This window comes from Halorussus sp. AFM4, assembly GCF_051194995.1.
Classification (GTDB): Archaea; Halobacteriota; Halobacteria; order Halobacteriales; family Haladaptataceae; genus Halorussus.
In genome coordinates, this window is sequence record NZ_JBNTJT010000002.1 from 530,919 (window position 1) to 553,719 (window position 22,801).

Annotated in this window: 21 protein-coding genes; 7 read left to right on the forward strand and 14 right to left on the reverse strand. The window is 71.9% G+C overall.

Annotated elements, in window-relative coordinates:
- Positions 1 to 9: 9 nt before the first annotated feature.
- Positions 10 to 984 (reverse strand): transcription initiation factor IIB, encoded by a 975-nt coding sequence (locus tag ACQUQF_RS10850; RefSeq protein ID WP_435178632.1) that lies wholly within the window; start codon positions 982 to 984, stop codon positions 10 to 12.
- 276 nt (positions 985 to 1,260) lie between these two features.
- Between ACQUQF_RS10850 and gatC the strand changes: the two genes are divergently transcribed.
- The 3 genes from gatC to ACQUQF_RS10865 all read left to right on the forward strand — a co-directional run bounded on the left by gatC (position 1,261) and on the right by ACQUQF_RS10865 (position 3,947).
- Positions 1,261 to 1,560, forward strand: coding sequence for an Asp-tRNA(Asn)/Glu-tRNA(Gln) amidotransferase subunit GatC (gene gatC / locus ACQUQF_RS10855; RefSeq protein ID WP_435178634.1), 300 nt, complete (start codon positions 1,261 to 1,263; stop codon positions 1,558 to 1,560).
- Positions 1,561 to 1,635: 75 nt separating this feature from the next.
- A complete protein-coding gene (gene gatA / locus ACQUQF_RS10860) occupies positions 1,636 to 2,913 on the forward strand; it encodes an Asp-tRNA(Asn)/Glu-tRNA(Gln) amidotransferase subunit GatA (RefSeq protein WP_435178636.1) in 1,278 nt (425 codons plus the stop codon).
- Between the two features lie 116 nt (positions 2,914 to 3,029).
- Positions 3,030 to 3,947 (forward strand): polysaccharide lyase, encoded by a 918-nt coding sequence (locus tag ACQUQF_RS10865; protein WP_435178638.1) that lies wholly within the window; start codon positions 3,030 to 3,032, stop codon positions 3,945 to 3,947.
- A 34-nt stretch (positions 3,948 to 3,981) separates the two neighbouring features.
- Here ACQUQF_RS10865 and ACQUQF_RS10870 read toward each other — a convergent pair whose 3' ends face one another.
- The 6 genes from ACQUQF_RS10870 to ACQUQF_RS10895 form a co-directional block, all read right to left on the reverse strand.
- Positions 3,982 to 4,944: an MOSC domain-containing protein gene (locus ACQUQF_RS10870; protein WP_435178640.1), complete on the reverse strand. Its 963-nt coding sequence runs from the start codon at positions 4,942 to 4,944 to the stop codon at positions 3,982 to 3,984.
- Positions 4,945 to 5,087: 143 nt separating this feature from the next.
- The gene (locus ACQUQF_RS10875) at positions 5,088 to 5,432 is read right to left on the reverse strand and encodes a helix-turn-helix transcriptional regulator (protein WP_435178642.1); all 345 of its coding nucleotides are present in this window, start codon (positions 5,430 to 5,432) and stop codon (positions 5,088 to 5,090) included.
- A 26-nt stretch (positions 5,433 to 5,458) separates the two neighbouring features.
- Entirely contained in the window at positions 5,459 to 6,202 is a 744-nt protein-coding gene (locus tag ACQUQF_RS10880; protein WP_435178644.1) for an NRDE family protein, read from the reverse strand.
- Between the two features lie 309 nt (positions 6,203 to 6,511).
- Positions 6,512 to 8,077: an o-succinylbenzoate--CoA ligase gene (gene menE, locus ACQUQF_RS10885; protein ID WP_435178646.1), complete on the reverse strand. Its 1,566-nt coding sequence runs from the start codon at positions 8,075 to 8,077 to the stop codon at positions 6,512 to 6,514.
- A complete protein-coding gene (menC, locus tag ACQUQF_RS10890) occupies positions 8,070 to 9,101 on the reverse strand; it encodes an o-succinylbenzoate synthase (protein ID WP_435178648.1) in 1,032 nt (343 codons plus the stop codon). The genes menE and menC overlap by 8 nt, the downstream gene beginning before the upstream one ends.
- Entirely contained in the window at positions 9,098 to 10,039 is a 942-nt protein-coding gene (locus tag ACQUQF_RS10895; RefSeq protein WP_435178650.1) for a 1,4-dihydroxy-2-naphthoate polyprenyltransferase, read from the reverse strand. Before ACQUQF_RS10895 ends, menC begins: the two co-directional genes overlap by 4 nt.
- 234 nt (positions 10,040 to 10,273) lie before the next feature.
- Between ACQUQF_RS10895 and ACQUQF_RS10900 the strand changes: the two genes are divergently transcribed.
- Entirely contained in the window at positions 10,274 to 11,092 is an 819-nt protein-coding gene (locus ACQUQF_RS10900) for a YihY/virulence factor BrkB family protein (RefSeq protein WP_435178652.1), read from the forward strand.
- Between the two features lie 43 nt (positions 11,093 to 11,135).
- Here the strand turns inward: ACQUQF_RS10900 and ACQUQF_RS10905 are convergent, their stop codons facing one another.
- The 4 genes from ACQUQF_RS10905 to ACQUQF_RS10920 form a co-directional block, all read right to left on the reverse strand.
- On the reverse strand, positions 11,136 to 12,161 hold the full coding sequence (locus tag ACQUQF_RS10905; protein WP_435178654.1) for an NAD(P)/FAD-dependent oxidoreductase: 1,026 nt from the start codon (positions 12,159 to 12,161) through the stop codon (positions 11,136 to 11,138).
- An 81-nt stretch (positions 12,162 to 12,242) separates the two neighbouring features.
- On the reverse strand, positions 12,243 to 12,638 hold the full coding sequence (locus tag ACQUQF_RS10910) for a PIN domain-containing protein (RefSeq protein ID WP_435178656.1): 396 nt from the start codon (positions 12,636 to 12,638) through the stop codon (positions 12,243 to 12,245).
- A complete protein-coding gene (locus ACQUQF_RS10915) occupies positions 12,635 to 13,003 on the reverse strand; it encodes an antitoxin VapB family protein (RefSeq protein ID WP_435178658.1) in 369 nt (122 codons plus the stop codon). Before ACQUQF_RS10915 ends, ACQUQF_RS10910 begins: the two co-directional genes overlap by 4 nt.
- Positions 13,004 to 13,227: 224 nt before the next feature.
- The gene (locus tag ACQUQF_RS10920) at positions 13,228 to 14,121 is read right to left on the reverse strand and encodes a 1,4-dihydroxy-2-naphthoyl-CoA synthase (protein ID WP_435178660.1); all 894 of its coding nucleotides are present in this window, start codon (positions 14,119 to 14,121) and stop codon (positions 13,228 to 13,230) included.
- A 140-nt stretch (positions 14,122 to 14,261) separates the two neighbouring features.
- Here ACQUQF_RS10920 and ACQUQF_RS10925 point away from each other — a divergent pair, with 140 nt between their 5' ends.
- From ACQUQF_RS10925 to ACQUQF_RS10935, 3 genes are all read left to right on the forward strand, one after another.
- A complete protein-coding gene (locus ACQUQF_RS10925) occupies positions 14,262 to 15,419 on the forward strand; it encodes a CBS domain-containing protein (protein ID WP_435178662.1) in 1,158 nt (385 codons plus the stop codon).
- Positions 15,420 to 15,477: 58 nt separating this feature from the next.
- Positions 15,478 to 16,677 carry a pyridoxal phosphate-dependent aminotransferase gene (locus tag ACQUQF_RS10930; protein ID WP_435178664.1) on the forward strand — a complete coding sequence of 400 codons (1,200 nt, stop codon included), beginning with the start codon at positions 15,478 to 15,480 and terminating at the stop codon, positions 16,675 to 16,677.
- Between the two features lie 82 nt (positions 16,678 to 16,759).
- A complete protein-coding gene (locus ACQUQF_RS10935) occupies positions 16,760 to 18,919 on the forward strand; it encodes a S9 family peptidase (RefSeq protein WP_435178666.1) in 2,160 nt (719 codons plus the stop codon).
- A 14-nt stretch (positions 18,920 to 18,933) separates the two neighbouring features.
- Here ACQUQF_RS10935 and ACQUQF_RS10940 read toward each other — a convergent pair whose 3' ends face one another.
- From ACQUQF_RS10940 to ACQUQF_RS10950, 3 genes are all read right to left on the reverse strand, one after another.
- Positions 18,934 to 19,308 carry a DUF7522 family protein gene (locus ACQUQF_RS10940; RefSeq protein WP_435178668.1) on the reverse strand — a complete coding sequence of 125 codons (375 nt, stop codon included), beginning with the start codon at positions 19,306 to 19,308 and terminating at the stop codon, positions 18,934 to 18,936.
- Positions 19,309 to 19,549: 241 nt separating this feature from the next.
- The gene (gene menD / locus ACQUQF_RS10945; protein WP_435178670.1) at positions 19,550 to 21,403 is read right to left on the reverse strand and encodes a 2-succinyl-5-enolpyruvyl-6-hydroxy-3-cyclohexene-1-carboxylic-acid synthase; all 1,854 of its coding nucleotides are present in this window, start codon (positions 21,401 to 21,403) and stop codon (positions 19,550 to 19,552) included.
- A complete protein-coding gene (locus ACQUQF_RS10950; protein ID WP_435178672.1) occupies positions 21,396 to 22,781 on the reverse strand; it encodes an isochorismate synthase in 1,386 nt (461 codons plus the stop codon). Before ACQUQF_RS10950 ends, menD begins: the two co-directional genes overlap by 8 nt.
- Between the last annotated feature and the right edge of the window lie 20 nt (positions 22,782 to 22,801).

Here is a 22,801-nt window from a genome sequence, read left to right on the forward strand (position 1 = left end):
AGAGGGCCGTCAGGGCGCGATGCCGTCTTCCTTCGCCTCGAGCAGCTCGTGGTAGCGGTTTCTGATGGTGACCTCGCTGATGTCCGAGACCTCGCTGACCTCGCTCTGGGTCACCTTCTCGTTGCTGAGCAGCGCGGCGGCGTAGACGGCGGCCGCAGCGAGGCCGACCGGCGACTTCCCGCTGTGGATGCCCTTCTCGGTCGCGGTGTCGAGCAGGTCGCGGGCCCGGCGCTCGACCTCCTCGCTCACGCCGAGGTCCGAGACGAACCGCGGGACGTAGCTCTTGGGGTCGGCGGGCTGGATCTGGAGGTTGAGCTCGCGGACCACGTACCGGTAGGTCCGGGCGATCTCGTCCTTGTCGACCCGCGAGACGTTGGTGATCTCGTCGAGGCTCCGGGGCGTGCCCGCCTTCCGGGCGGCGGCGTAGAGCGCGCTGGTGGCGACGCCCTCGATGGAGCGGCCCGGCAGGAGGTCCTCGTCGAGCGCCCGCCGGTAGATGACCGAGGCGGTCTCCCGGACGTTGTCCGGCAGCCCGAGCGCGGAGGCCATGCGGTCGATCTCGCCGAGGGCCTGCTTGAGGTTGCGCTCCTTGGAGTCGCGGGTGCGGAACCGCTCGTTCCACTTGCGCAGCCGCTGCATCTTCTCGCGCTGGCGGGAACCGAGGGAGTTGCCGTAGGCGTCCTTGTCCTGCCAGCCGATGTTGGTCGACAGCCCCTTGTCGTGCATCGTGTTGGTGGTCGGGGCGCCGACCCGGCTCTTCTGGTCTTTCTCCTTGGAGTCGAACGCGCGCCACTCCGGGCCGGGGTCGATCTGGTCCTCGTCGACGACCAGGCCGCATTCCGCGCAGACGGTCTCGCCGCGCTCGTCGTCGGTGACCAGGTTGCCGCCGCACTCGGGACAGCGGTGCTGCTCGGCCTCGGCCTCGCGCTCGGATTCGTCGCTCGTTCGCTCGTCGGTGTGAGTTCGGGTGCGTGTTTCGGTCATGGTGGAAGTTGTTCGAGACAGCCAGAGGAAGATGCGCCGACACTCCGCCAGAGGGACGGGTTCAGAAGACGTCTCCTAGTTACGCCCGTTGCTACTTAAAGACTGTGGCAACGACCGGAACGACCGATTCCTCCGTTCGGCGCGTCGCCGGTGTTTCCGACCGCTCTGGGCCCGTTCAGCGGTCTTGTGCCGACCCCACGATTCACCAACTTTTAATACTCGTTTCGAGGGGTCGGTATCGAAACCCTTACCGCCGCCCCGCGGGTTGTGACGGACATGAGCGACACGTCCGCCGGGTCCGACGACGCCGCGCCCGGTCCCGATGAGGTCCGCCACGTCGCCGACCTCGCGCGGGTCGGCCTCGACGACGAGGAGGTCGAGCGGTTCGCCGACCAGTTCGGCGACATCCTGGACTACTTCGAGACGCTCGAGGAGGTGCCGGAGGTCGAGCGCGAGACCGACCTCGTGAACGTGATGCGGCCCGACGAGACCCGCGACTGCCTCTCACAGGAGGAGGCGCTGGCGAACGCCCCCGAGACCGAGGACGGCTACTTCAAGGGGCCGAACGTCTCGTAGTCCCGACCGCACGGCGCAATCTGCAGCGACAAGACGACCACCGATCCTCACCCGAGGAACCACGACAACCACACAATGAGCGCAGACCACAACGCATTCATCACCGAGGAGACCGTCGAGGGCGCGGCCGACGGCCCCCTCGCGGACAGGACCGTCGCGGTCAAGGACAACATCAGCACCGAGGGCGTCCGGACCACCTGCGGGTCCGAGATGCTCGAGGACTACGTGCCGCCGTACGACGCCACGGTCGTCGAGCGGCTGAAGGACGCCGGGGCGACCATCGTCGGCAAGGCCAACATGGACGAGTTCGGCATGGGGTCGACCACCGAGACCTCGGCGTTCGGCCCCGTCGAGAACCCCGCCGCGCCGGGGCGGGTCCCGGGCGGCTCGTCGGGCGGCAGCGCGGCCGCGGTCGCCGCCGGCGAGGCCGACCTCGCGCTGGGCAGCGACACCGGCGGCTCCATCCGCAACCCGGCGGCGTTCTGCGGCGTCGTCGGCATCAAGCCCACCTACGGTCTCGTCTCGCGGTACGGGCTGGTCGCGTACGCCAACAGCCTCGAACAGATCGGCCCGCTCGCGCCCACGGTCGAGGAGGCCGCCGAGCTGCTGGACGTCATCAGCGGCCCGGACCCCAACGACGCGACCAGCCGCGAGGAGGGCGCCGACTCCGACTACGCGAGCGCCGCGACGAACGACGTCGACGGCACGACGATCGGCGTCCCGACCGAGCTCGTCGAGGGCGCCGACGAGGGCGTCCGCGAGCGCTTCGAGGCGACGCTCGACGACCTCGAGTCGAAGGGGGCGACCGTCGAGGAGGTATCGCTGCCCTCGGTCGAGCACGCGGTCGAGGCCTACTACGTCATCGCGATGTCGGAGGCCTCGTCGAACCTCGCGCGCTTCGACGGCGTGCGCTACGGCAAGTCCGGCGGCTTCGAGGGCAACTGGAACGAGGCGTTCAGCGAGTCCCGCGAGGCGTTCGGCGAGGAGGTCAAGCGCCGCATCCTGCTGGGGACCTACGCGCTGTCGGCGGGCTACCACGACAAGTACTACAAGCAGGCCCAGGACGCCCGGGCGTGGGTCCGGCAGGACTTCGACGAGGCGTTCGAGTCGGTCGACGTGCTCGCGAGCCCCACGATGCCGACCCCGCCGTTCGAGCAGGGCGACAGCCTCGACGACCCGCTCCAGATGTACCTCGCGGACGCCAACACGGTCCCGGTCAACCTGGCGGACCTGCCGGCCATCTCGGTGCCCGCCGGCGAGGTCGACGGCGGCCTCCCGGTCGGCGTCCAGTTCATCGGCCCGGCGTTCGGCGAGGCCGACGTCATCCGGGTCGGCAGCGCCGCCGAGAACTGACCCGGTCGGACACCGGGTCCGGGCCGCGGGATTGATGTGTTTCTCGTCCCAACGTCCCTCCACAGTTGACCCCGGAGCGACAGCGACCGGGGAAACGGGGTGAGCCTGGTGGGTCCATGACCGAGAACGCCGACCGGACCGTCGACGAATCGCACGGGAACGACGACGAGCGGCGCACGCGTCGGGGGTTCGACCGCCGCGACCTGCTGAAGGGCCTCGGGGCGGGCATCGCGGCGACCGCGCTGTTCTCGACCCCGGTCAGGCTCCCGGAGTCGCCGTCCGTCGAGCCCGACGTCCGGATCCCGTTCGCCGGCGAGGAGTACGCAGATCGGTTCACGTCGGCGGAGCTGACCGACCACAACAGCATCGTCGACGGCCCGGACGGCGCCTCGGAGTCGCTGTCGGTCGCGGTCCCCGAGGGCGACCACTACGGCACCCGGATGCGGTACCGGTTCGCCGAGGCGGGCGAGTCCGAGCCCGAACGGCTCCACAGCCGGTACATGCTGTACGTCCCCTCGGAGACCGACCTCGGCGACGACGACAGCGGGAAGCTGCCCGGGCCGGCCGGCACCTACGGCAGGGCCGGCTGGGGCGGGCGGCCGTCGGACGGGACCGACGGCTGGTCGGCCCGGATGAACTTCAGGGAAGCCGACGGCGACGACGGCCACGTCACGCTCGCCTCGTACGTCTACCACGCCGAGATGGACGGCGAGTACGGCACGCACTTCGAGTGGGACATCGGCGGCCACGGGCTGCTCGACGCCGACCGGTGGTACCGCATCGACAACTACGTCGAGCTGAACACGCCGGGCGAGGACGACGGCGTGGTGAAGGGGTGGGTCGACGGCGACCTGGCGCTCGACGTGACCGACGTCCGGTTCCGGGACGTCGACCGGCTGAAGGTCCAGGACTACTGGTTCTCCGTCTACTACGGCGGCGACTACTCGGCGCCCGAAGACGTCGAGTTCCTCTTCGACGACCTCCGGCTGTGGCGCTCCAGGCTCCACCGCGTCGACGAGGCCGAACGGGCGTAGCGCGCCGGTCGCTGTGACGGTGGCGGCAGTGCGGTCACTCCGGCCGGGCGCCGAGTCGCTCGACCGGGTCGCCGACGGCGACGGTCTCGCCCGCCGACGCCTCGGGGACGCGGGTGTTGACCATCAGCCGGAAGGCGTGGTCGAACCGGTCGCCGTCGGTCCACGCCGGCTTCGTCGCCTCGCGCCGGCGCACGAACGTCTCGCGGAAGTTCGGGGTCGCCGCGCCCGTGTCGGGGTCGCGGCCCGGGACGACGCAGCGCTGGCAGGGGTGGACCCCGACGAGTTCGGCGTCGCCGACGCGAAACCGGACCACCTCGCCCGCGTCGGCGAACAGCCGGTCCTCCCAGAACGGTGGGACGCCGCCGACCTCGAGGTTGGCGCGGAACCGCCGCCGGGCCGACTCGAGGTCGAAGTCGAACCACGCCGCGACCTCCCGGAGCGTGGCGGTCGAGACGACGGTCGGGCCGTGGCGCTCCCGGTCGTCGTGCTGGCCGGCGTCGTCGCGGCGGACGCTGACCTCCCGGCCGAAGTACTCGGAGAGCCGGGCGTTCAGGTCGGCGTGGACCGCGGCCTCGTCGTCGCCGGCGTCGGCGAGCGGGAAGCGGCGGGCCGCCGAGTCGTCGGCGCCCCGCTCGCGGAGCGTGACCGCCGGTCCGCCGTCGCGCGATGCGCCCCCGTCGTCGCCGCCCGCATCGCCGCGACTCCCGTCGCGGGGATGGAACGTCGAGCGGAGCCGGTGGACCGCGTCGGTCTTCTTCCCGTTGACGTAGTCGCCCGACCCGCCGACGTCGGCCGAATCGGGGTCGTAGGGCTCGTCGGCGGGCCGGTCCAGGATCGCCCACTCGCGGTCGCCGGCCAGCGCGCCGTCGGCGACCAGCGTCGCCCGGTCGCGCGGCTCGGGGTCGAGCGACTTGACGGGGAAGTACTGGAGGTGCGCGAGGTGCGGGTCGGCGTCGTCGAGCCCGGTGACGGGGTGGTCGCCGTACCAGTCGGTCATGGCCGGTACGTTGGCCGGTGTCCGGCAAAAAGCCACTGAACGGGGTGAGACGCGTCGGTCCGGCGAACGCGTTCGGTCGCCGGGTCGGGCGGGGACGTGCGGTCGGTCGGGAACGCGGGTCGGTCGCGGCGAGACTGCGGTCGCTACTCGCTGTACGCCAGGTTCATGATCCACTGGGAGAAGGCGTCGCTCTCGGGGTCGACCTCCTCCTCGCCGATGAACGGCGAGAGCATGTCGCCGGCCATCAGCAGCGAGAAGTCCAGATCGCGGGCCGCGGGCGTGATGAGGTAGGTGTTGTGGCCGTCGTAGACGGTCTCCTCGCGCTGGACGAGCCCCTTCTCGTCGAGCGACTCGACGATGCGGCTGCCCTTCCGGGAGTCGACGCCGAGCTCCTTCCAGAAGTCGCTCTGGTGGATGCCGCCGGTCTCGCGGACGAGTTCCAGCCCCGCTCGCTCCTCCTCGGTGAGGTCTGCCTCGGATGCTGCCATGTGGGACACCTCGGGCCGCGGACGGTTTAAATCTGACCGTCGGCGGCGTCGCCGACGCCTGTCCCGCCGGATTCCTCGCCGACGGCGACCGCCTCGTAGTCGGTCTCGCAGGGCCGCCCGTCGGCGAACCGGTACCGGCCCGCGCCCGACTCGTCGACCGCGACCAGCGACGACGACCGGGTGCCGAACTCCTCGCCGTGGACGCAGACGCCGAGGTCGTGGTCGGCCAGCACGCCCTTCACGCGGTCGAACCACGCCTCGACCGCGGTCCCGTCGTCGGCGGGGTGGGCCACCTCCCTGATGCGGGACGACTTCGGGGCCTCGCCGTCGTACCCCTCGTTGACCACGACGTGGACGCCCGGGTCGAGCGCTGTCGTCCGGAGCACGCCGTCCCACTCAAGCAGGACCGCCTGCTCGGCGTCGGCGACGACGAGGTTGAACCCGGCGTAGTCGCGCTCGGCGAGCTGTGACTCGACGTACGCGGCGGCGTCGGCGGCGCTCTCACGGGCGAGGGCATCTCGGACCAGCAGGCCCCGGGAGCGCTCGCCCTCGATGTCCGCGCGGCGGTTCGTCACGGCGACGAACAGGCCCGCGTCGTTGTACCCGATCCACGTCCCGCCGGCCTCCTCGTCCCGCGGGGCGACCACGGTCGGGTCGTCGTCGAGGACAGCCGGCGGTCGAGAGGGGCGACCCGTCGCCTCGTCGCGGTTGGCCGCGGCGGCGACGGGCGTCCCGTCGAACACCTGCCACGCGAGGATCAGAGTGCACACGGGCGGTGCTACGCACCTATCGGGTTAAAACCTCGCGGCTCCGGCGGGGACGGTGGGGTTCTCTGGGGGCGGTACGGGAGTCTCGTCCGTTGGCGAGTCATCTAGCAGCGTTCACTCGCCGTCCACCTCCGGCGCGCGCCGGCGTCGGCGTGAGCGGTGCGGTACCTCCCCGCGAGTTCGGACACGGGGCCCTCGCGGCGCGTCCCGCGGTCGGGGTCGATCCCCGCTTCCGGTGGTCCGTGATTCCCGCTTCCGGTGGTCCGTGTCGACACGCGCATCCTCGGCTGACGGAACGTCTGCGAAGCCCGCTCACTCCTCGCCAGCTGCTTCGCGGAGCCGCTCCCGGACCGCTTCCCGCTCGACGGTCCCCGACGCGGTCCGCGGGAGGTCGTCGGCGAACGCGACCGTCCGGGGGCGCTTGTAGCCGGCGAGGCGGTCCCGGCAGTGGTCCGCGACGGCCTCGGCCGAGAGGTCGGCCTCGGCGTCCGCCGGTACTACGAGCGCGGCGACGCGCTCGCCCCACTCCTCGTCGTCGAGGCCGACGACCGCGGCGTCACGGACGCCGGGGTGCTCGCGCAGCGCCTCGACGACCTCGCCGGGGTGGACGTTCTCGCCGCCGGTGACGATGCGGTCCTCGCGGCGGTTCAGCACCCAGACCCGGCCGGTCTCGTCGCGATAGCCCGCGTCGCCGGTGTGCAGGCCCTGCTCGCCGAACGCCGCCGCCGTCGCCTCCGGGTCGTCGTAGTACCCCCGCGCGACCGTCGGCCCCGAGACGACGAGTTCGCCGGCCTCGCCCGCCGGCAGCGGCTCCCCGCCCTCGTCGACCACCGCCACGTCGGTCCAGAGCAGCGGCCGGCCCACGGTGCCGCGGTGGGCGAACGCTTCCCGGGGTCGCGCGGTCGCTATCTGGGAGGCGGTCTCGGTCATGCCGTAGGTCGGGTGGACCGGCACGCCGCGGGCCTCGCACCGCTCGATGAGTTCGCCGCTCGCGGGCGCCCCGCCGAGCAGGACGAACCGCAGCGAGTCGGCCAGCGAGTCGCGCGCGTCCAGCATCCGGCGCAGCATCGTCGGCACCAGCGAGACGCCGGTGACGCCGTACTCCGCGACGGCGTCCGCGGCGGCGCCCGCGTCGAACCCCTCCTGGAGGACGACGGTCCCGCCGTAGAGCGCCGACCGGAGGACGACCGACAGCCCGCCCATGTGGTACATCGACAGGCAGAGCAGCCACCGGTCGCCGGGCGTCGCGCCCAGCCGGAACGCCGAGGTGATTGCGCTCGACAGGAAGTTGCCCATCGAGAGGTCGACCGCCTTCGGGTCCCCGGTGGTGCCGGAGGTGAAGAGCAGAGCCTGGCGGTCCGACCGCGACCACTCTGCGGGCGAGACGGCGACGGGGTCGGTCCCGGCGAGCGGGGTGGTCCCGTCCTCTGCCGTCGAATCGACCGACGCCACCGGTACGTCGGCGAACGAGACCGCGTCCGCCTCCGTGTCGGTCTCGCAGACCAGCAGGTCCAGGTCCGCGACCGCGGCCTGCCGGGCCAGCTCGGGCCGGGCGAGTCGGGCGTTCAGCGGGACCAGCGCCGCGCCGAGCCGCATCGCGGCGTGGACCAGCCGGACGAACGCCACCCGGGTCTCCATCAGCGCGCCGAGGTGGTCGCCCTCGCCGAGGCCGAGCGCGGCGAGTCGCCCCGCGGTGCGGTCGACCGCGTCGTCCAACTCGGCGTAGGTCCACCGGGTCCCGTCGGCGGCCTCGACGAGCGCCGTCGACTCCGGGTCGGTCCGCGCGCGGTCGGCCAGCCAGTCGCGGGTCGGCGCGTCGGTCGCCGGCCGCTCGCGGTCGTCTCCCACCGCACCCGCCGAGTCCGGTCCGTCAGTCATGGTACCCCCACGTGTCGGCGGTGCCGTTGCCGGCGCCCTGCGGGACCACCGCCCGGCCGTCCGCGACCGGCGCGATGTCCGGCGCGAAGTCCTCCGCGAGCATCGCCGCGGTGGCGAGCCCGCAGGCCGGCACCGACGGAACCGCGGCCGCGACGTGGACCGCGGCGGTCCGGGCGACCGCGCCGTCGATAGTGGTCGTCACGACCGGGGCGACGTCCTCCTTCCGGGCCCGCCTAGCGAACTCGACCGCCCTGCGGGGCCCGCCCAGCGCCATCGGTTTCAGGACGACGGCATCGGGGTCCGCGTCCAGCGCGTCGTCGAAGTCGACCGCGGTCAGCGTCTCGTCGAGCGCGACCGGGCCGGACAGCGCCGCGAGCCCCGCGAGGTCGGTCGCCGGCAGGGGCTGCTCGACGTAGGCCAGCCGGTCGCCGGCGGCGTCGAGGAACTGCTGGGCCTGCTGGTACTCCCACGCCCCGTTGGCGTCGGCCCGGAGCTCGACGTCGGGGAGCGCGTCGCTCACGGCCTCGACGCGCTCGACGTCGGCCGACAGCGGGCGGGCGCCGACCTTCAGCTTCAGGGTTCCGAACCCCTCGCCCGCCGCGCGCTCGGCCTCGGCGACCGTCTCCGCTCTCGGCGCGTCGCCGACCGTCGCGTTCACCGGGACGCTCTCGACCGCGCCGCCCGCGCCGAGGTACCGGTAGAGGGGAACCCCCTCGCGCGACGACTCCAGGTCGGCCAGCGCGAGGTCGAGCGCGTGGCGCGCCGCCGGGGTCGCGTCGAGGTCCGCGAGCAGGTCGGCGGGGTCGGCGCCGCGGTCCACCGCGTCGACGGCGTCGGCCAGCACCGACTCGCACTCGTCGTAGTGCTCGGTCCACCCGGGCAGCGGCCCGGCCTCGCCGACCCCGACCGCGCCGTCGCCGGCCTCGACCCTGAGCAGGAGTCCCTCGCGGCGCTCGATGGCGCCCCGGGCCGTGTCGAGGGGGTCGGTCAGCGGGAGCGAGAACGGCCGCAGTTCGGTGTTCATACTATCAGGCCCAGCGCGAACAGCGCCGAGAACGCCGCGAGCAGCTTGCTGGTCCGGGCCAGCGCGGGGTTGAGCGCCTCGCCGGAGGTGTCGGTCAGGACGGTCCAGGTGACGTCGGCGGCGTACGGAACCGTCACGAGCGGCAGCAGCACCGCCGCCGAGTGGTCCCGGGCGAGCCAGAACCAGAACGGGACGGCGTAGGCGAGCGCCAGCAGCGCGACGAACTCCGCCCTGCTCGCGCGGTAGCCGACGATGACCGCCAGCGTGCGCTTGCCGGCCTCGCGGTCGGTCTCGAGGTCCCGGACGTTGTTCACGACCAGAATGTCCGTGGAGATGGCCGCGACCGGGAGGCTGGCCGCGAACGCCGCGAGCGTGACGGTGCCCTCGGGAATCCCCATCGGGAAGGGCCCGGCCAACAGGCTGGCCGCCTGGACGTAGAAGGTGCCCATCACGGCGATGACCCCGAAGAAGACGAAGACGAACAGGTCGCCCAGGCCGTGCGAGCCCAGCGGGTAGGGGCCGCCCGCGTAGGCGATACCGGAGGCGACGCTGGCGAGCCCGATGATCAGGATGGGCAGCCCGCCCACGTAGACGAGGTAGGTGCCGACGAGTACCGCCAGCGCGAACGTGGCGTACATCGCTCGCTTGACCGACTGCGGCGCGATGAGCCCCGACTGGGTGACCCGGGTGAACCCCTCGCGCTCGTCGGTGTCGACGCCCTTCACGGCGTCGTAGTAGTCGTTCGCGAAGTTGGTGCCGATCTGGATGAGGGCCGCGCCGACGAACGCCGCCAGCGCGGGCAGCGGCGCGAACTTGCCGACGGCGAACGCGAGTCCGGTGCCGACGACCACGGGCGCGGCGGCCGCCGGCAGGGTGTGGGGCCGGGCGGCCATCAGCCACGCCTCGCGGCGGGAGCGGTCGGTAGCCATGTCGCTCATTGTCGGACGTTGCGGCGAACGAGCAATAGCGTCTGCGGTTTCGGGAGCGGTCCGGTTTCGGCGGCGGAGAGCGTGGCGACCTTCGCGAGCAGCAGCGTCGCGACTATCGGGTCGAGTGTCCGTGAGAAGCGCCCTTCGTCTGTATCTATCCCTAGTCGCCAGAACTACTTGAAGGAGACAGTCGACAGCAGAACGGGCACAACCGGAAAGGGGCGCAGCGACCTACGGTCGTCCATGACCGAAACCGGCGCTCGGACCGCCTCGCTGCGCCAGCCGGTCGCGCTGGGTCGGGCGGTCGTCGACCACGCGCTCGCGGCCGACGTCCCGTTCATGGCCGGCGCCATCGCCTACCAGGCGTTCGTGTCGATCATGCCGCTGCTGTTCCTCCTGGTGGTGGTCGCCACCGCCGTCGTCGATCCGGGGGTGACCGAACGGCTGCTCGACGTGACCGCCAACCAGCTCCCGGCCGACGCCCAGGGGCTGGTCCGCGAGGCGGTCCGGAACGCTGTCGACCACACGGGCAACTCCGTCGTGGGGGTCGCGGTCCTCGGCTTCGGCGCGTTCGCGGTGTTCAACGGACTCGACAAGGCGTTCACCGAGCTGTACGGCGCCGAGCGCGGCGGGACGCTCCCGAACCAGCTCCGCGACGCGTTCGTGGTGCTCGCGGCGCTGACCGTCGCGGTCGTCGTCATCGCCGCGACCTGGACCCGGGTCGCCCTCCCGCCGGGCCTGCCCCTGGCGTGGCTCGTCGAGGCCGCGCTGCTCGTAATCGGCCTGAGCGTCGCGTTCTACCCGATGTTCTACGTGTTCCCGGAGGTCGAACTGGGCTGGCTGGAGGTGGTCCCCGGGGTGGTGCTGACCGCGGTCGGCTGGACCGTCCTCCAGGAGCTGTTCCGGCTCTACGTCCAGTTCGTGATGCGCTCGCAGGTGTTCGGCGTGGTCAGCGGCGTGCTGATCCTCGCGACCTGGCTCTACTTCAGCGGGTTCGTCCTGCTGATCGGCGCGACGCTCAACGCCGTCCTCCACGGCAGGGAGCCCAGTTCGGCCGGGTAGCCGGGGGCGCTCCGTTCCCGGCACGGCACCGCCGGCGCCTCTCTCAGTCGTCGCCGGCCGCGTTGAACTCCCGGGCCGCCTCGCGCAGCTCGTCGGACATCCCCGGCACCTCGTCTGGCGACACCTCGCCCTCGGCCTCGATTTCGTCGATCGACTTCGGAAACTCCCGGAGGTCGTAGTGGATGTCGATGCCGGCGTTCGCGCCCTCGCCCATCGCGACCGGGACCTGGTTGTGGCCGGGCGTGAGATCGCCGACCGCGTAGACGCCGTCGACGCTGGTCTCGCCCGCCTCGCCGACCGCCACCGTGCCGTCGTCGTTGCGCTCGCAGCCGAGCCGGTCTACCAGTTCGGCGTTGTAGTCCGCGCCGTACATCGGGAAGCCGCCGCGGTACTCCCGGAACGCGCCGTCTTCGAACGCGAAGCCGGCCAGCCAGCCGTCGTCGTCCTTCTCCACGCCGGTGATCTCCTCGTCGACGACGTCGACCGGGTGGGCCCGGAGCTGGCGGTCGGTCTCCTCGCTCCACGTCGGCTCGTCGCCCCGAGTGAGCAGGTCGACCTCGTCGGTGAAGTTGAGCATGATCATCGCGACGTGGGCGGCCGCCTCGCCGGTCCCCATCACGTACACCGGCTCGTCGACGAACATGTAGGCGTCGCAGTGGAGGCAGTAGTGGAGACCCCGGCCGGTCGGGGGCAGCGGCGGCTCCGGCTGCTCGTCGGTGAACCCGGTCGCGAGCACGACCTTCTCGGCGAGGAAGTCGACGTCGCCGGTGCGGGTCGCGAGCCGGAACCGGCCGTCGTCGACGCGCTCGACCGACTCGACCAACCGGCGGACGTAGTCGGCGCCGTAGTGCTGCACCTGCTGGCGGGCGGTCCGGAGCAGTTCGCTGCCCGAGACGTCCTCGGTGATACCGATGACGTTGTGGGTGTCGGCCATCATGGCGGCCCGCCCGCCGCCCCGGTCGACGACCACCGTGTCGTGGCTCAGCCGGGTGGTGTACAGCGCGGTCGTGAGCCCCGCGGGACCCCCGCCGACCACGGCGACCTCGTACTCCCGGACGTTGTCAGTCATCGGGGAGGACTAGTGACCTGAGCGTCTTAAGTCGGCGGGCGGCGGCGAGGGCGGCCGGGAGAGATGGAGTTCAGGTGGCGATCAGTAGGTCTCGACCGGAACGCCGAGTCGCTCGAAGTCCGCGACGTTGGCAGTCAGAACTGGCTGATCGAGAATCTCGGCAATCGCGGCGATGTGGGCGTCGTTCCACCCGATGCCGCTGTCCTCTCCGGCCGCGTCGTCGGCCCGTGCCAGGAGTTTGCCGGCCGCGCGGGCGATCTCCTGGTCGAGATCGATTCGCGGATAACCGAGGAGTCGGTTGCGAATCTCCGATTCGGTCGTCGTACTTCGAGTCGACACTGCCCCGTAGTACGCCTCAGCGAAGATTGCGGTCGGAAGCCACTGTAACTCGCCCCGCTCGACAATCTCCACCCCTTTCTCGAAGGCGCGTCGGTTCTCCGCCATCAGGTCGAACACGTACGTCGAGTCAAGAATCATTCGTCGTCCGCGAACGCCTCGCGTGCTCGACGCTTTCGCTCTGAATCGCTTTCGCGAAGTTCGTCGACGGCCTCCTTGGCCTCCTCGGCCTGCTCGGGCGTGAGCACCCCCGTCGTCCTGCTCGGATGCGGCCCCCGGGTCAGGCGGCGGAGCGCGTCCTCCATCGACTCGTCGTCCCGCTTACGGGCTTCGAGCCAGGAGTGGAACTCCTCGGAGACGCGAATCGTCTTCCCCATGCCCGACAGTCGAGCGTAGAACCGTATCAAAGTTCGCCTGAGCGACACGCTCACTGCGAGGGGCAGTGTCGCGAGGAGGGCGGTCAGACCGAGACGACCGAGTCCGCGACCGAACAGGTTCCCGAGCATGGTCCGCGTTCGTCCCGCTCTCGTACTTAAACCTCTAGCTAGCTTCGGTGGACCGGCCGCGAAGGCCGTTGCGGTGCGCACCAGCAGTGCTACCGCGATTGAGGGCGAAGCCCGAGCGAGCGGGTCTTTTTTGGTCCAGATTTTTTCGAGGAGTGGTTCCCGAAGTGAGCGAAGCGAACGAGGGTACCCGACGAAGAAAAAAGGTGGTGGTCAAAAGGTGGTCGTTAGTAGTGCCAGTCGAACTCGTCGAAGTCGGGTTCCCGGCCCTCGACGAAGGCGTCGCGGCCCTCCTTGGCCTCGTCGGTCATGTACCCCAGCCGGGTGGCCTCGCCCGCGAACACCTGCTGGCCGACCAGTCCGTCGTCGGTCATGTTGAAGGCGTACTTGAGCATCCGCATCGCGGTGGGGCTCTTGGAGTTCATCTCCTCGGCCCACTCCAGCGCGACGTCCTCCAGGTCCTCGTGGGGCACCGCCTCGTTGACCATGCCCATGTCGGCGGCTTCCTCAGCGTCGTAGTCCTTCCCGAGGAAGAAGATCTCGCGGGCCTTCTTCTGGCCGACCTGCTTGGCGAGGTACGCCGAGCCGAACCCGGCGTCGAACGAGGCGACGTCGGGGTCGGTCTGCTTGAAGACGGCGTGCTCCTCGCTGGCGATGGTCATGTCGCAGACCACGTGGAGGCTGTGGCCGCCGCCGACCGCCCACCCAGGGACCACGCAGAGCACCGGCTTGGGGATGTGGCGGATCAGACGTTGAACCTCCAGGATGTGGAGGCGACCGCCCTCGGCCGCGCGGTCGGTCTCGCCGTCCTCGCCCCGGTACTCGTAGCCCTCGTCGCCCCGGACGGTCTGGTCGCCGCCCGAGCAGAACGCCCACCCGCCGTCCTTCGGCGACGGGCCGTTACCGGTCAGGAGGACGCAGCCCACGTCGGTCTGGCGCTTGGCGTGGTCCAGGGCGTCGTAGAGTTCGTCGACCGTCTTCGGGCGGAAGGCGTTGCGGACCTCCGGCCGGTCGAACGCGATGCGCACCGTGCCGGAGTCGACCGCGCGGTGGTAGGTGATGTCGTCGAAGTCGGGGCCCGCCGACTCCCACTTCTCGGGGTCGAAGATCTCGGATACCATGTGTCGGCGTGGGGTCGGCGCGCGCAAAAAGATTCCTCGTTCGGCGCCGTGGCGGTCGGCCGGCGGCGTCGCGGTCACGGGTATCCGAGCGCTGACATGTGGTCAGTCCGTTGATAAGGCCCTGAGACTTACGGTCGCGTATGGCGAGTGTACGCGTCGGCTCGGTCTTCGGCATCCCCATCAAACTCGGGACCTCGTTCCTGCTCGTCTTCCCGGTGATGGCGTTCCTCATCGCGGGGCAGGTGGAACTGACCGCGGAGATGCTCAACCGGGCGTTCGACACCGGCATCGACCCCGGGCCCCTGACCGACGGCGCGATGCCGTGGGCGCTGGGGCTGGCGGCGGCGCTCGGCCTGTTCGCGAGCGTGCTCCTCCACGAGCTGGGCCACTCGCTCGTCGCGAGGCACTTCGGACTCGACATCGAGGCGATCACGCTGTGGTTCCTCGGAGGTCTCGCGCAGTTCGCCGAGCTCCCCGACGACTGGCGCCACGAACTCTGGATCTCGGTCGCCGGACCCGTCGTCAGCGTGGCGCTCGGCGCCGTCTTCTACGGCGCGGTCGTCGCGCTGCCGACCGGCCTGCCGGCGCTGCGGTTCGTCGCGGGCTACCTGGCGGTGCTGAACGTGGCGCTCGCGGCGTTCAACATGCTACCGGGCTTCCCGATGGACGGCGGCCGGGTCCTCCGAGCGGTGCTCTCGCGCGACCGCCCGCGACTGGAGGCGACCCGCATCGCCGCGTCGGTCGGCAAGGGGTTCGCGGTCCTGCTGGGCATCGCCGGCATCTTCACCTTCAACATCTTCTGGATCGCCATCGCCTTCTTCATCTTCGTGGCGGCGACCGGCGAGACCCGGCAGGTCGTGGTCGAGGCGGCGCTCGAGGGACTGGCGGTCCGCGACGTCATGACGCCGACGGCCGAACTCGACACCGTGTCGCCCGACGAGTCGCTGGCCGAACTGCTCGAACGCATGGTGCGCGAGCGCCACACCGGCTACCCGGTGGTCGAGGGCGAGGCCCTCGTCGGCATCGTGACCCTCGAAGACGTCCAGCGGGTCGACCCGGAGCGCCGCGACGCGACCCTCGTGGGGGACGTCATGTCGACGGACCTCGTGACCGTCACGCCCGACACGGCCGCGACGGAGGCACTGACCGCCCTCCAGCGGGAGGACGTCGGCCGGGTCCTGGTCACCGACGACGACGGACTGGCCGGCCTCGTATCGCGGACCGACCTGATGACGGTCCTCGAGATCGCACAGACGGGCCGGTCGCGGGCGCTCACCCGTCGCGCCGTCGAGCAGTAGGCGGACCGCCCGTTCCGGGAGACGAACTTACTTCACGCGGTGGTCCGTGACGTAGGCCATGACCGACGCACGCCGGCGGGCCGCCTCCGCGCGGCTGGCCGACCGCACCGGGAGCCTCGAACGCTCGAAGATCCGCGTGATGTTCGGGCTGGCCGAGGAGGCGCTCCGGGAGTCCGACCGCGACATCGTCCGGCTCGAAGTCGGCGAACCCGACTTCGGGACGCCCGAGCACGTTATCGACGCCGCGGCCGAGGCCGCCCGCGAGGGCGCGACCCAGTACACCGAGAACGCCGGCATCCCGCCGCTGCGGGAGGCCATCGCCGAGACGATGGGCCGCGAGAGCGGGGTTGCGGTCGGCCCCGAGCAGGTGACCGTCAAGAGCGGCGCGATGGAGGCGCTCGCACAGACCATGATGGCGCTGGCGGGGCCGGGCGACGAGGTGGTCGTCCCCACGCCCGCGTGGCCCAACTACGTCAACCAGGTCCAGTTGGCCGGCGCGACCCCGGTGACGGTTCCGCTGCCCGCCGAGACGGGGTTCGACCTCGACCCGGAGCGGGTCGTCGACCGCATCACCGAGGACACCGCCGCCGTGGTCCTGACCAGCCCCTCGAACCCGACCGGCCGGGTGTACGACGAGGACGCGGTCGCCGAAGTCGCCGACGCCGCCGCGGCCCGCGACGCGTACCTCGTCGCCGACGAGGTGTACGGCCGGCTCACCTACGACCGCGACTTCCGGGGCGCGGCGTCGTACGTCGACGACGCCGACAACGTACTCACGGTCGACTCCTGCTCGAAAACCTACGCCATGACCGGATGGCGGCTCGGCTGGCTCGCGGGCCCCCAGCCGGTGGTCGACGCGGTCACCCAGATTAGCGAGAGCACGACCGCCTGCCCGTCGAGCGTGAGCCAGCGGGCCGCGCTGGCGGCCCTGACCGGTCCTCAGGAGCCGGTCGCCGAGATGAAGGCCGACTTCGAAGAGCGCCGGGACTTCGTGGTCGAGCGGGTCGCGGAGATGCCGGTCGTCTCGTGTCCGCGGCCGGAGGGCGCGTTCTACGCCTTCCTCGACGTGAGCGACCTGCCGGGCGGCAGCTTCGACATCGCCAAGCGGCTGCTCGCCGAGTACGGCGTCGTCACGGCGCCGGGCGACGGGTTCGGCGACGCCGGAGAGGGGTACGTCCGGATCAGCTTCGCCAACAGCCTCGAGCGCATCGGGACCGGGCTCGACCGGATCGAGGAGATGGTCCGCGCCGAGACGTAGCGGCCGGCGCGACGCGCCGGCGGAGCCACTGATTGCGCGCGAAAGGTGAGGAGTTATCCCGGACGCGTCTGAAGGCGTCCGCATGGCAGACCGCCCGCTCGACCTCGCGGACCTCTACGACCTGCGCCGGATCGGAACCCCCGTCGTCTCCCCGGGCGTCCCCGGGAGCGAAGGGACCGGAGGCCCGTCGGACGCGTCCGACGGCGGCGAGCGCGTCGCGTTCGCCGTCGCGGAGGCCGACGAGGACGCGGACACCTGGCACGAGAGCCTCTTCGTCGCGCCCACCGACGGGAGCCGGGAGCCCCACCGCCTGACCCGGCTCCCCGGCGCGAGCGCCCCGAAGTGGAGCCCCGACGGGACGAAGCTCGCGTTCGTCGCGAACCGCGAGCGCGACGTGGACTTCCGCGTCGGCCGGGATGCGGACGACGGGAACGCGGACGGTGACGACGAGGAAGCCGACACCGCCGAGGACAACGACGAGTCCGGCGAGGACCGTCCGCAGGTGTGGGCGTTCGACCTGGAACTCGGCGGCGACGCCCGCCAGCTCACCGACTTCGAGGAGGGCGTCCGCGGATTCGACTGGGGGCCCGACGGCGAGCGCATCGTGGTCGCGGCACGGGACCCCACCGAGGACCAGCGCGAGTACCTCGAATCACGCCGGGAGGACGACGGCCCGATCGAGACCGAGCGCCTCCAGCACAAGTTCGACGGCCACGGTTGGCTCGACGACGTGCGGTCCTACCTGTTCGTGGTCGACTGCGAGTCCCGGGAAGCGACCCGGCTCGACGACGCCTACGGCGGCGGGGCGATGGAGCCCCGGACCGGCCTGAGCCCGGCGTGGTCGCCCGCGGGCGACCGGATCGCGTTCCTCTCGAACCGGACCGACCGCCCCGACGACTCCGGGGCGATGCACGTCTACACCGTCCGGCCCGACGGGTCCGACCTCCGGCGGCTCACCGACGGCGACCTGTTCGTCCGCGACCTGCGGTGGCGACCCGACGGGGAGAAGCTCGCACTGGTGGCCCGCTCGGCGTCGAACTGGTACGACTCGACCGGCCTGCTGGTCGGCGACGCCGACGGCGGCGACTGGACCGACGTCTCGGCCGGCCTGGACCGGACGCTCGCGTGGGGCGGGACGCCCGCCTGGGTCGACGACGAGACGCTGCTCGCACCGATCGCCGACGAGGCCCGGACGCGACTGGCCCGGTTCCGGGTCGACGGGGAGCCCGAGCGCGTCTACGACAGCCAGGGCGACCACCGGACGCTCACCGGCTTCGACGCTGCCGGCGGAACCGTCGCGGTGACGCGCTCGGCACCGGACTCGCCCGCGGAAATCTACGCGTTCCCGGTCTCGGAAGTGGACGACGAACCGGGCGACTCCGACCCTGACGACCCGGCGCGGCGGCTCTCCGAACTCAACGCCGACGTCGTCGCGGACGTCGCGACGCCGAGGTGCGAGCGCGTCCGGTTCGAGAACGGCGACGGCGAGGAGATCGAGGCCCTCGCGTACCTGCCCGCCGACTTCGACCCCGAGGCCGACGACCCGCTGCCCCTGGTCGTGAACGTCCACGGCGGGCCGATGTCCTACGACGCGCCGCGGTTCGGCTTCGCCGAGACCTACTGGACCGGGCAGGGCTACGCGGTGCTGGAGGTCAACTACCGGGGGAGCACGTCCTACGGGCAGGCGTTCAGCGAGCAGATCCGCGGCGACTGGGGCCCCCGCGAGAGCGACGACATCGTCTCGGGCGCCCGCGAACTGGTCGACCGCGGCGCGGCCGACCCCGACCGGCTGTTCATCACCGGGTTCTCGCAGGGCGCCATCAACACGCTCTACGTCGTCACGCGGACCGACGATTTCGCCGCTGCCGCGCCCGAACACGGCATCTACGACTTCCACGGGCTGTACGGCACCGCCGACACCCAGCTCTGGTACGACGAGGATCTGGGCCTGCCGTGGGAGGCGCCCGAGAACTACCGCGGCATCTCCAGCATCCAGGACGTCGACGCGGTCGACACCCCGACGCTGGTCACCGCGGGCGAGGAGGACTGGCGGTGCCCGCCGTGGCAGGCCGAGCAGCTCTACGTCCGGCTGAAGAAGCGCGGCGTCCCGGCGAAGCTGGTGGTGTACCCCGGCGAGCACCACAACGTCGGCGACCCGGAGCGGGCGATCCACCGGCTCCGGACGCTGACCGACTGGTTCGAGCGCCACGACCCGGCTGCCGGCGAGGCGGTCGAGGAGTAGGCACGGCGAACCGGTTACGGGTCCATCGCGTTCATGCACTGGCCGAGGAACGTGTCGTGGATGGCGAACACCTCGCCGTCGAGCGCGACCGCGGTGCCGCTGGTCTCGTCGTGCGGGAAGTGCATCTCGACCGCATCCTCGAAGGACCGTACGGTGGCGTCGAGCCGGCCGTGCTCGTAGAGGCTCTCCTGGTGGGGCTTGTCGATGGCTTCCAGTCGGACGTCGTCGGCTACCCGCGCCATCTCCTCGTCGGTGTACTGGTCGGCGACGTCGTCGCGGACGTACAGCAGGTCCGCGCCCTCGTCGTCGTAGGCGAGCACGCTCCGCAGGTGGTCGCCGACGCGCTCCCGCAGGAACTCGGTCAGTGCCTCGGAGGGCGTCTCCGTCATGGTCGGGGTTGGGTTCTCCTCGCGACGCTATCAAAATTCCTCTCGTTATCACGGGATATAACGAGGGTCAGAACCGGACACCGTCGACCGATTCCGCGGACTGGGACGGTGGATTCCGCGAACTGGGCCGATGGGGTCCGCGGACACGGCCGATGGGGGCCACAGACGCGGCCGGTGTGGTTCACGGACGCGGCCGGTGGGGGCCGCGGACACGGCCGGTGGATTCAGTGCGCGTCCGGGCTCACTCTGTCGGGAGCTCGTCGGCCGCGCGCTCGGCAAGCTCCTCCCGGAAGCGGTGGCTCGCCTCGGCGTCCGTGGTGACCTCGACGACCTGCGTCCCCTCGCTGTCGACCGAGTCGCGGAACGCCGACCGGAACCCGTCGAGGTCGCCGACGCGCTCGAAGTCCAGCCCGTAGAGGTCGCCGGTCGGCTCGAAGTCGAGACCGTGGGGCGTCCGGAACTGCTCGGTGAACGGCGGGTCGAACGCCTCGATTGGCAGCATGTGGAAGATGCCCCCGCCGTCGTTGTTCACCTCCACGACGGTCGCGTCGACCCCGCACCGCGCGACCGCGAGCAGCCCGTTCATGTCGTGGTAGTACGCGAGGTCGCCGGTCACGATGACCAGCGGGTCGTCGGTCGCGCTCCCCGCGCCGAGGCCGGTGCTGGTGATGCCGTCGATGCCGCTGGCGCCCCGGTTGCCCAGGACCGTCAGGTCGGCCGACCGGGGCTCGCCGAACCGGTCGAGGTCCCGGACCGGCATGCTGTTCGAGACCATCACGGTCGCGGGGTCGGGCGCGTCGGCGGCGACCGCCGAGAGCACGCCGCCCTCGAACAGTCGCTCGTCGCGCGCCTCGGCGACGAGGTCCCAGTACCGGCGCTCGGCGCCGGCGAACCGGTCGCGCCACGACGCGGTGGCGGCCGAATCGTCTGCCCCGCCCGACGAGTCGGCCAGCTGGCGGGCGAGTCGCGTCGGGTCGGCCGCCAGCAGGTCGGTGGCGGTGAACGACGCCTCGCGCCACCCGGCCGCCGGGTCGACGAGGAACTGCCGGGCGTCGCTGTGTTCGAGGTAGTTGCGCAGGACCTTCGAGGTGGGCGAGGCGCCGAACCGCACGACGACCTCGGGGTCGGGCCACGCGTCGCCGACCGCCCCGAGGTAGCCGTCGTAGCCGCCGACGATCAGGGGCTCGTCAGTGCCGGTCGGCCGCTCGCCGGCCGGCAGGGCCGCGTCGTCGTGGCCGAACCGGTGGCCCGAGAGCGGGTCGGCGAGCACCGGGAAGCCGGTCGCCGCGGCCAGATCGGCCAGCGCGTCGCGGGCCGGCGTCGGGGCGTCCGCGGGGCCGGCGACGATGAGCCCCCGGTCGGCGTCCGCGAGCGCGTCCCGGACGCGGCGGAGTTCGGCGTCCGTCAGCTCCGGCCGGCCCTGCGCCGTCCTGACGAACGCGCCGTCCCGTCCCTCGGCCGCGAGGGGCGCCTGGTCCGGGAACTCCGCGGGCACGTCGCCCTCGACCGCGACCGGCTCCAGGGGCTTGCGGAACGGGACGTTGAGGTGGACGGGACCGGGCGGAACGCCGGTCGACTCGGCCACCGCGCGACCGGCGGTGGTCCGGAGCGATCTGAGGGTTCGCGCTTCGGGTTCGGGCTCGGGCAGGTCGGCGTACCACCGGACCGCGTCGCCGTAGAGCTTCTCCTGGTCGACGGTCTGGTTGGCGCCCGAGTCCCGGAGCTCCGGCGGCCGGTCGGCGGTGAGGACGAGCATCGGCACGCGGGCCTGATCGGCCTCGATGACGGCGGGGTGGAAGTTCGCGGCGGCCGTGCCCGAGGTGCAGACCAGCGGGGTCGGGGTCCCGGTGCGCTTGGCCCGGCCGAGCGCGAAGAAGGCCGCCGAGCGCTCGTCGAGGTGGGAGAAGACCCGTATCTCGGGATGCTCGGCGAACGCGACCGTCAGGGGCGTCGAGCGACTGCCAGGGGCGACGCAGACCGCGTCGACCCCGGCTGCGGCGAGTTCCCCGACCAGCGTCCGGGCCCAGAGGGTGTTGCGGTTCGGGGCGGGTGCGTCGTCGGGGTCCCGCGGGTCCGGGTCGCCGGGGTCACTCATCTTCGAGCTCGTCGAGGATCGGCCGGTACTTCAGCTGGACCTCCTCGTACTCCTCGTCGGGGTCGCTGTCGGCGACGATGCCGTTGCCGGCGTAGAGAGTCGCCGACGACTCGCCGGTGACCGCCGACCGGATGCCGACCGCGAAGGTGCCGTCGCCGTCGGCGTCGAACCAGCCGACCGGGGCGGCGTACCACCCGCGGTCGAACGTCTCGGTCTCCCGGATGGTCTGGAGCGCCCTCCCGGGCGGGAGGCCGCCGACCGCCGGGGTCGGGTGGAGGGCCTCGACGATGGAGAGGACGTGGTCGCTCTCGGTCAGGTCGGCCTCGATGGGGGTCCAGAGGTGCTGGATGGTCGCCAGCTTCCGGACCCGGCGGTCGGCGACCCGGACCTCGCCAGCGACGGGCGCGAGCTGGTCGCGGATGGTGTCGACGACCAGCTGGTGCTCGTGGGCCATCTTCTCGCTGTTCTCGATGCGGACCTCGAGCCCGGCGTCCTCCTCGGGGGTCGCGCCGCGGCCGATGGACCCCGCGAGGGCGTCGGCCTCGACGGTCCGACCCCGGAGCGTCGCGAGCCGCTCGGGGGTCGCGCCGAAGAACGCGCCCTCAGTGGTCGGCTCGAAGCAGAACCGGAAGCAGTCGGGGTACGACTCGCCGAGGCGCGCGAGCGCGTCCGGGACCGACACGTCGCCGGCGAGCGCGACCCGGAGCGACTGGGCAAGCGTGACCTTCCGGAGGTCGCCGGCCTCGATGCGCGAGACCGCGGCGGCGACCTGCTCGGCCCACTCCTCGCGGGTGGTGGTCGATTCCGTGGCTAGCACGCCCGGCGGTCCGCGCCTGCCGGGGCCAGCGGCCGTCCGGTCGTTCGTCGGGGTGTCACCGGCCGCCCCGTCGATCTCGTCGGCGAGCGCGGCCCTGACCTCCTCCAGTTCGCGCTCGACCGCCTCGGGGGAGGCGTCGAGCGCCGAGACGGTCAGCCACGTCTCGCCGTTCGCCCGGGTCAGTAGGGTCCGGGGGAGGACGAACTCCGCGGGGCCGAACCCCTGCCACGGCGGGGCGGGCTCGTGGTCGGCGTGGAACGAGAAGCCGCCGAACAGCCGGGGCCGGGCCGGCTCGGGGCCGTCGTAGTCGAGGTCGGCGAAGAGGTCGTCCGCAGCGTCCTTCACGGCCTCGAAGCGGTCGTCGCCGTCGCCCGCGACGCGGGCCGCCGTGCCGCCCCCGGCGAACTCCGGGCCGTAGGGGCTGGTCCAGTACGTCCGGGGCGCGTCCCGGCCGGCGAGGAAGCGCCGGGGGTCGCAGTCCGGCAGTTCGGTGGCCCGGCTCACGAGGCTGGAGCCGGTCTGTTCGGCCGACACCCGTCCGTCGCGCGGCGGAGACTCCATTCAGTCGAAGTCGGGAGGCG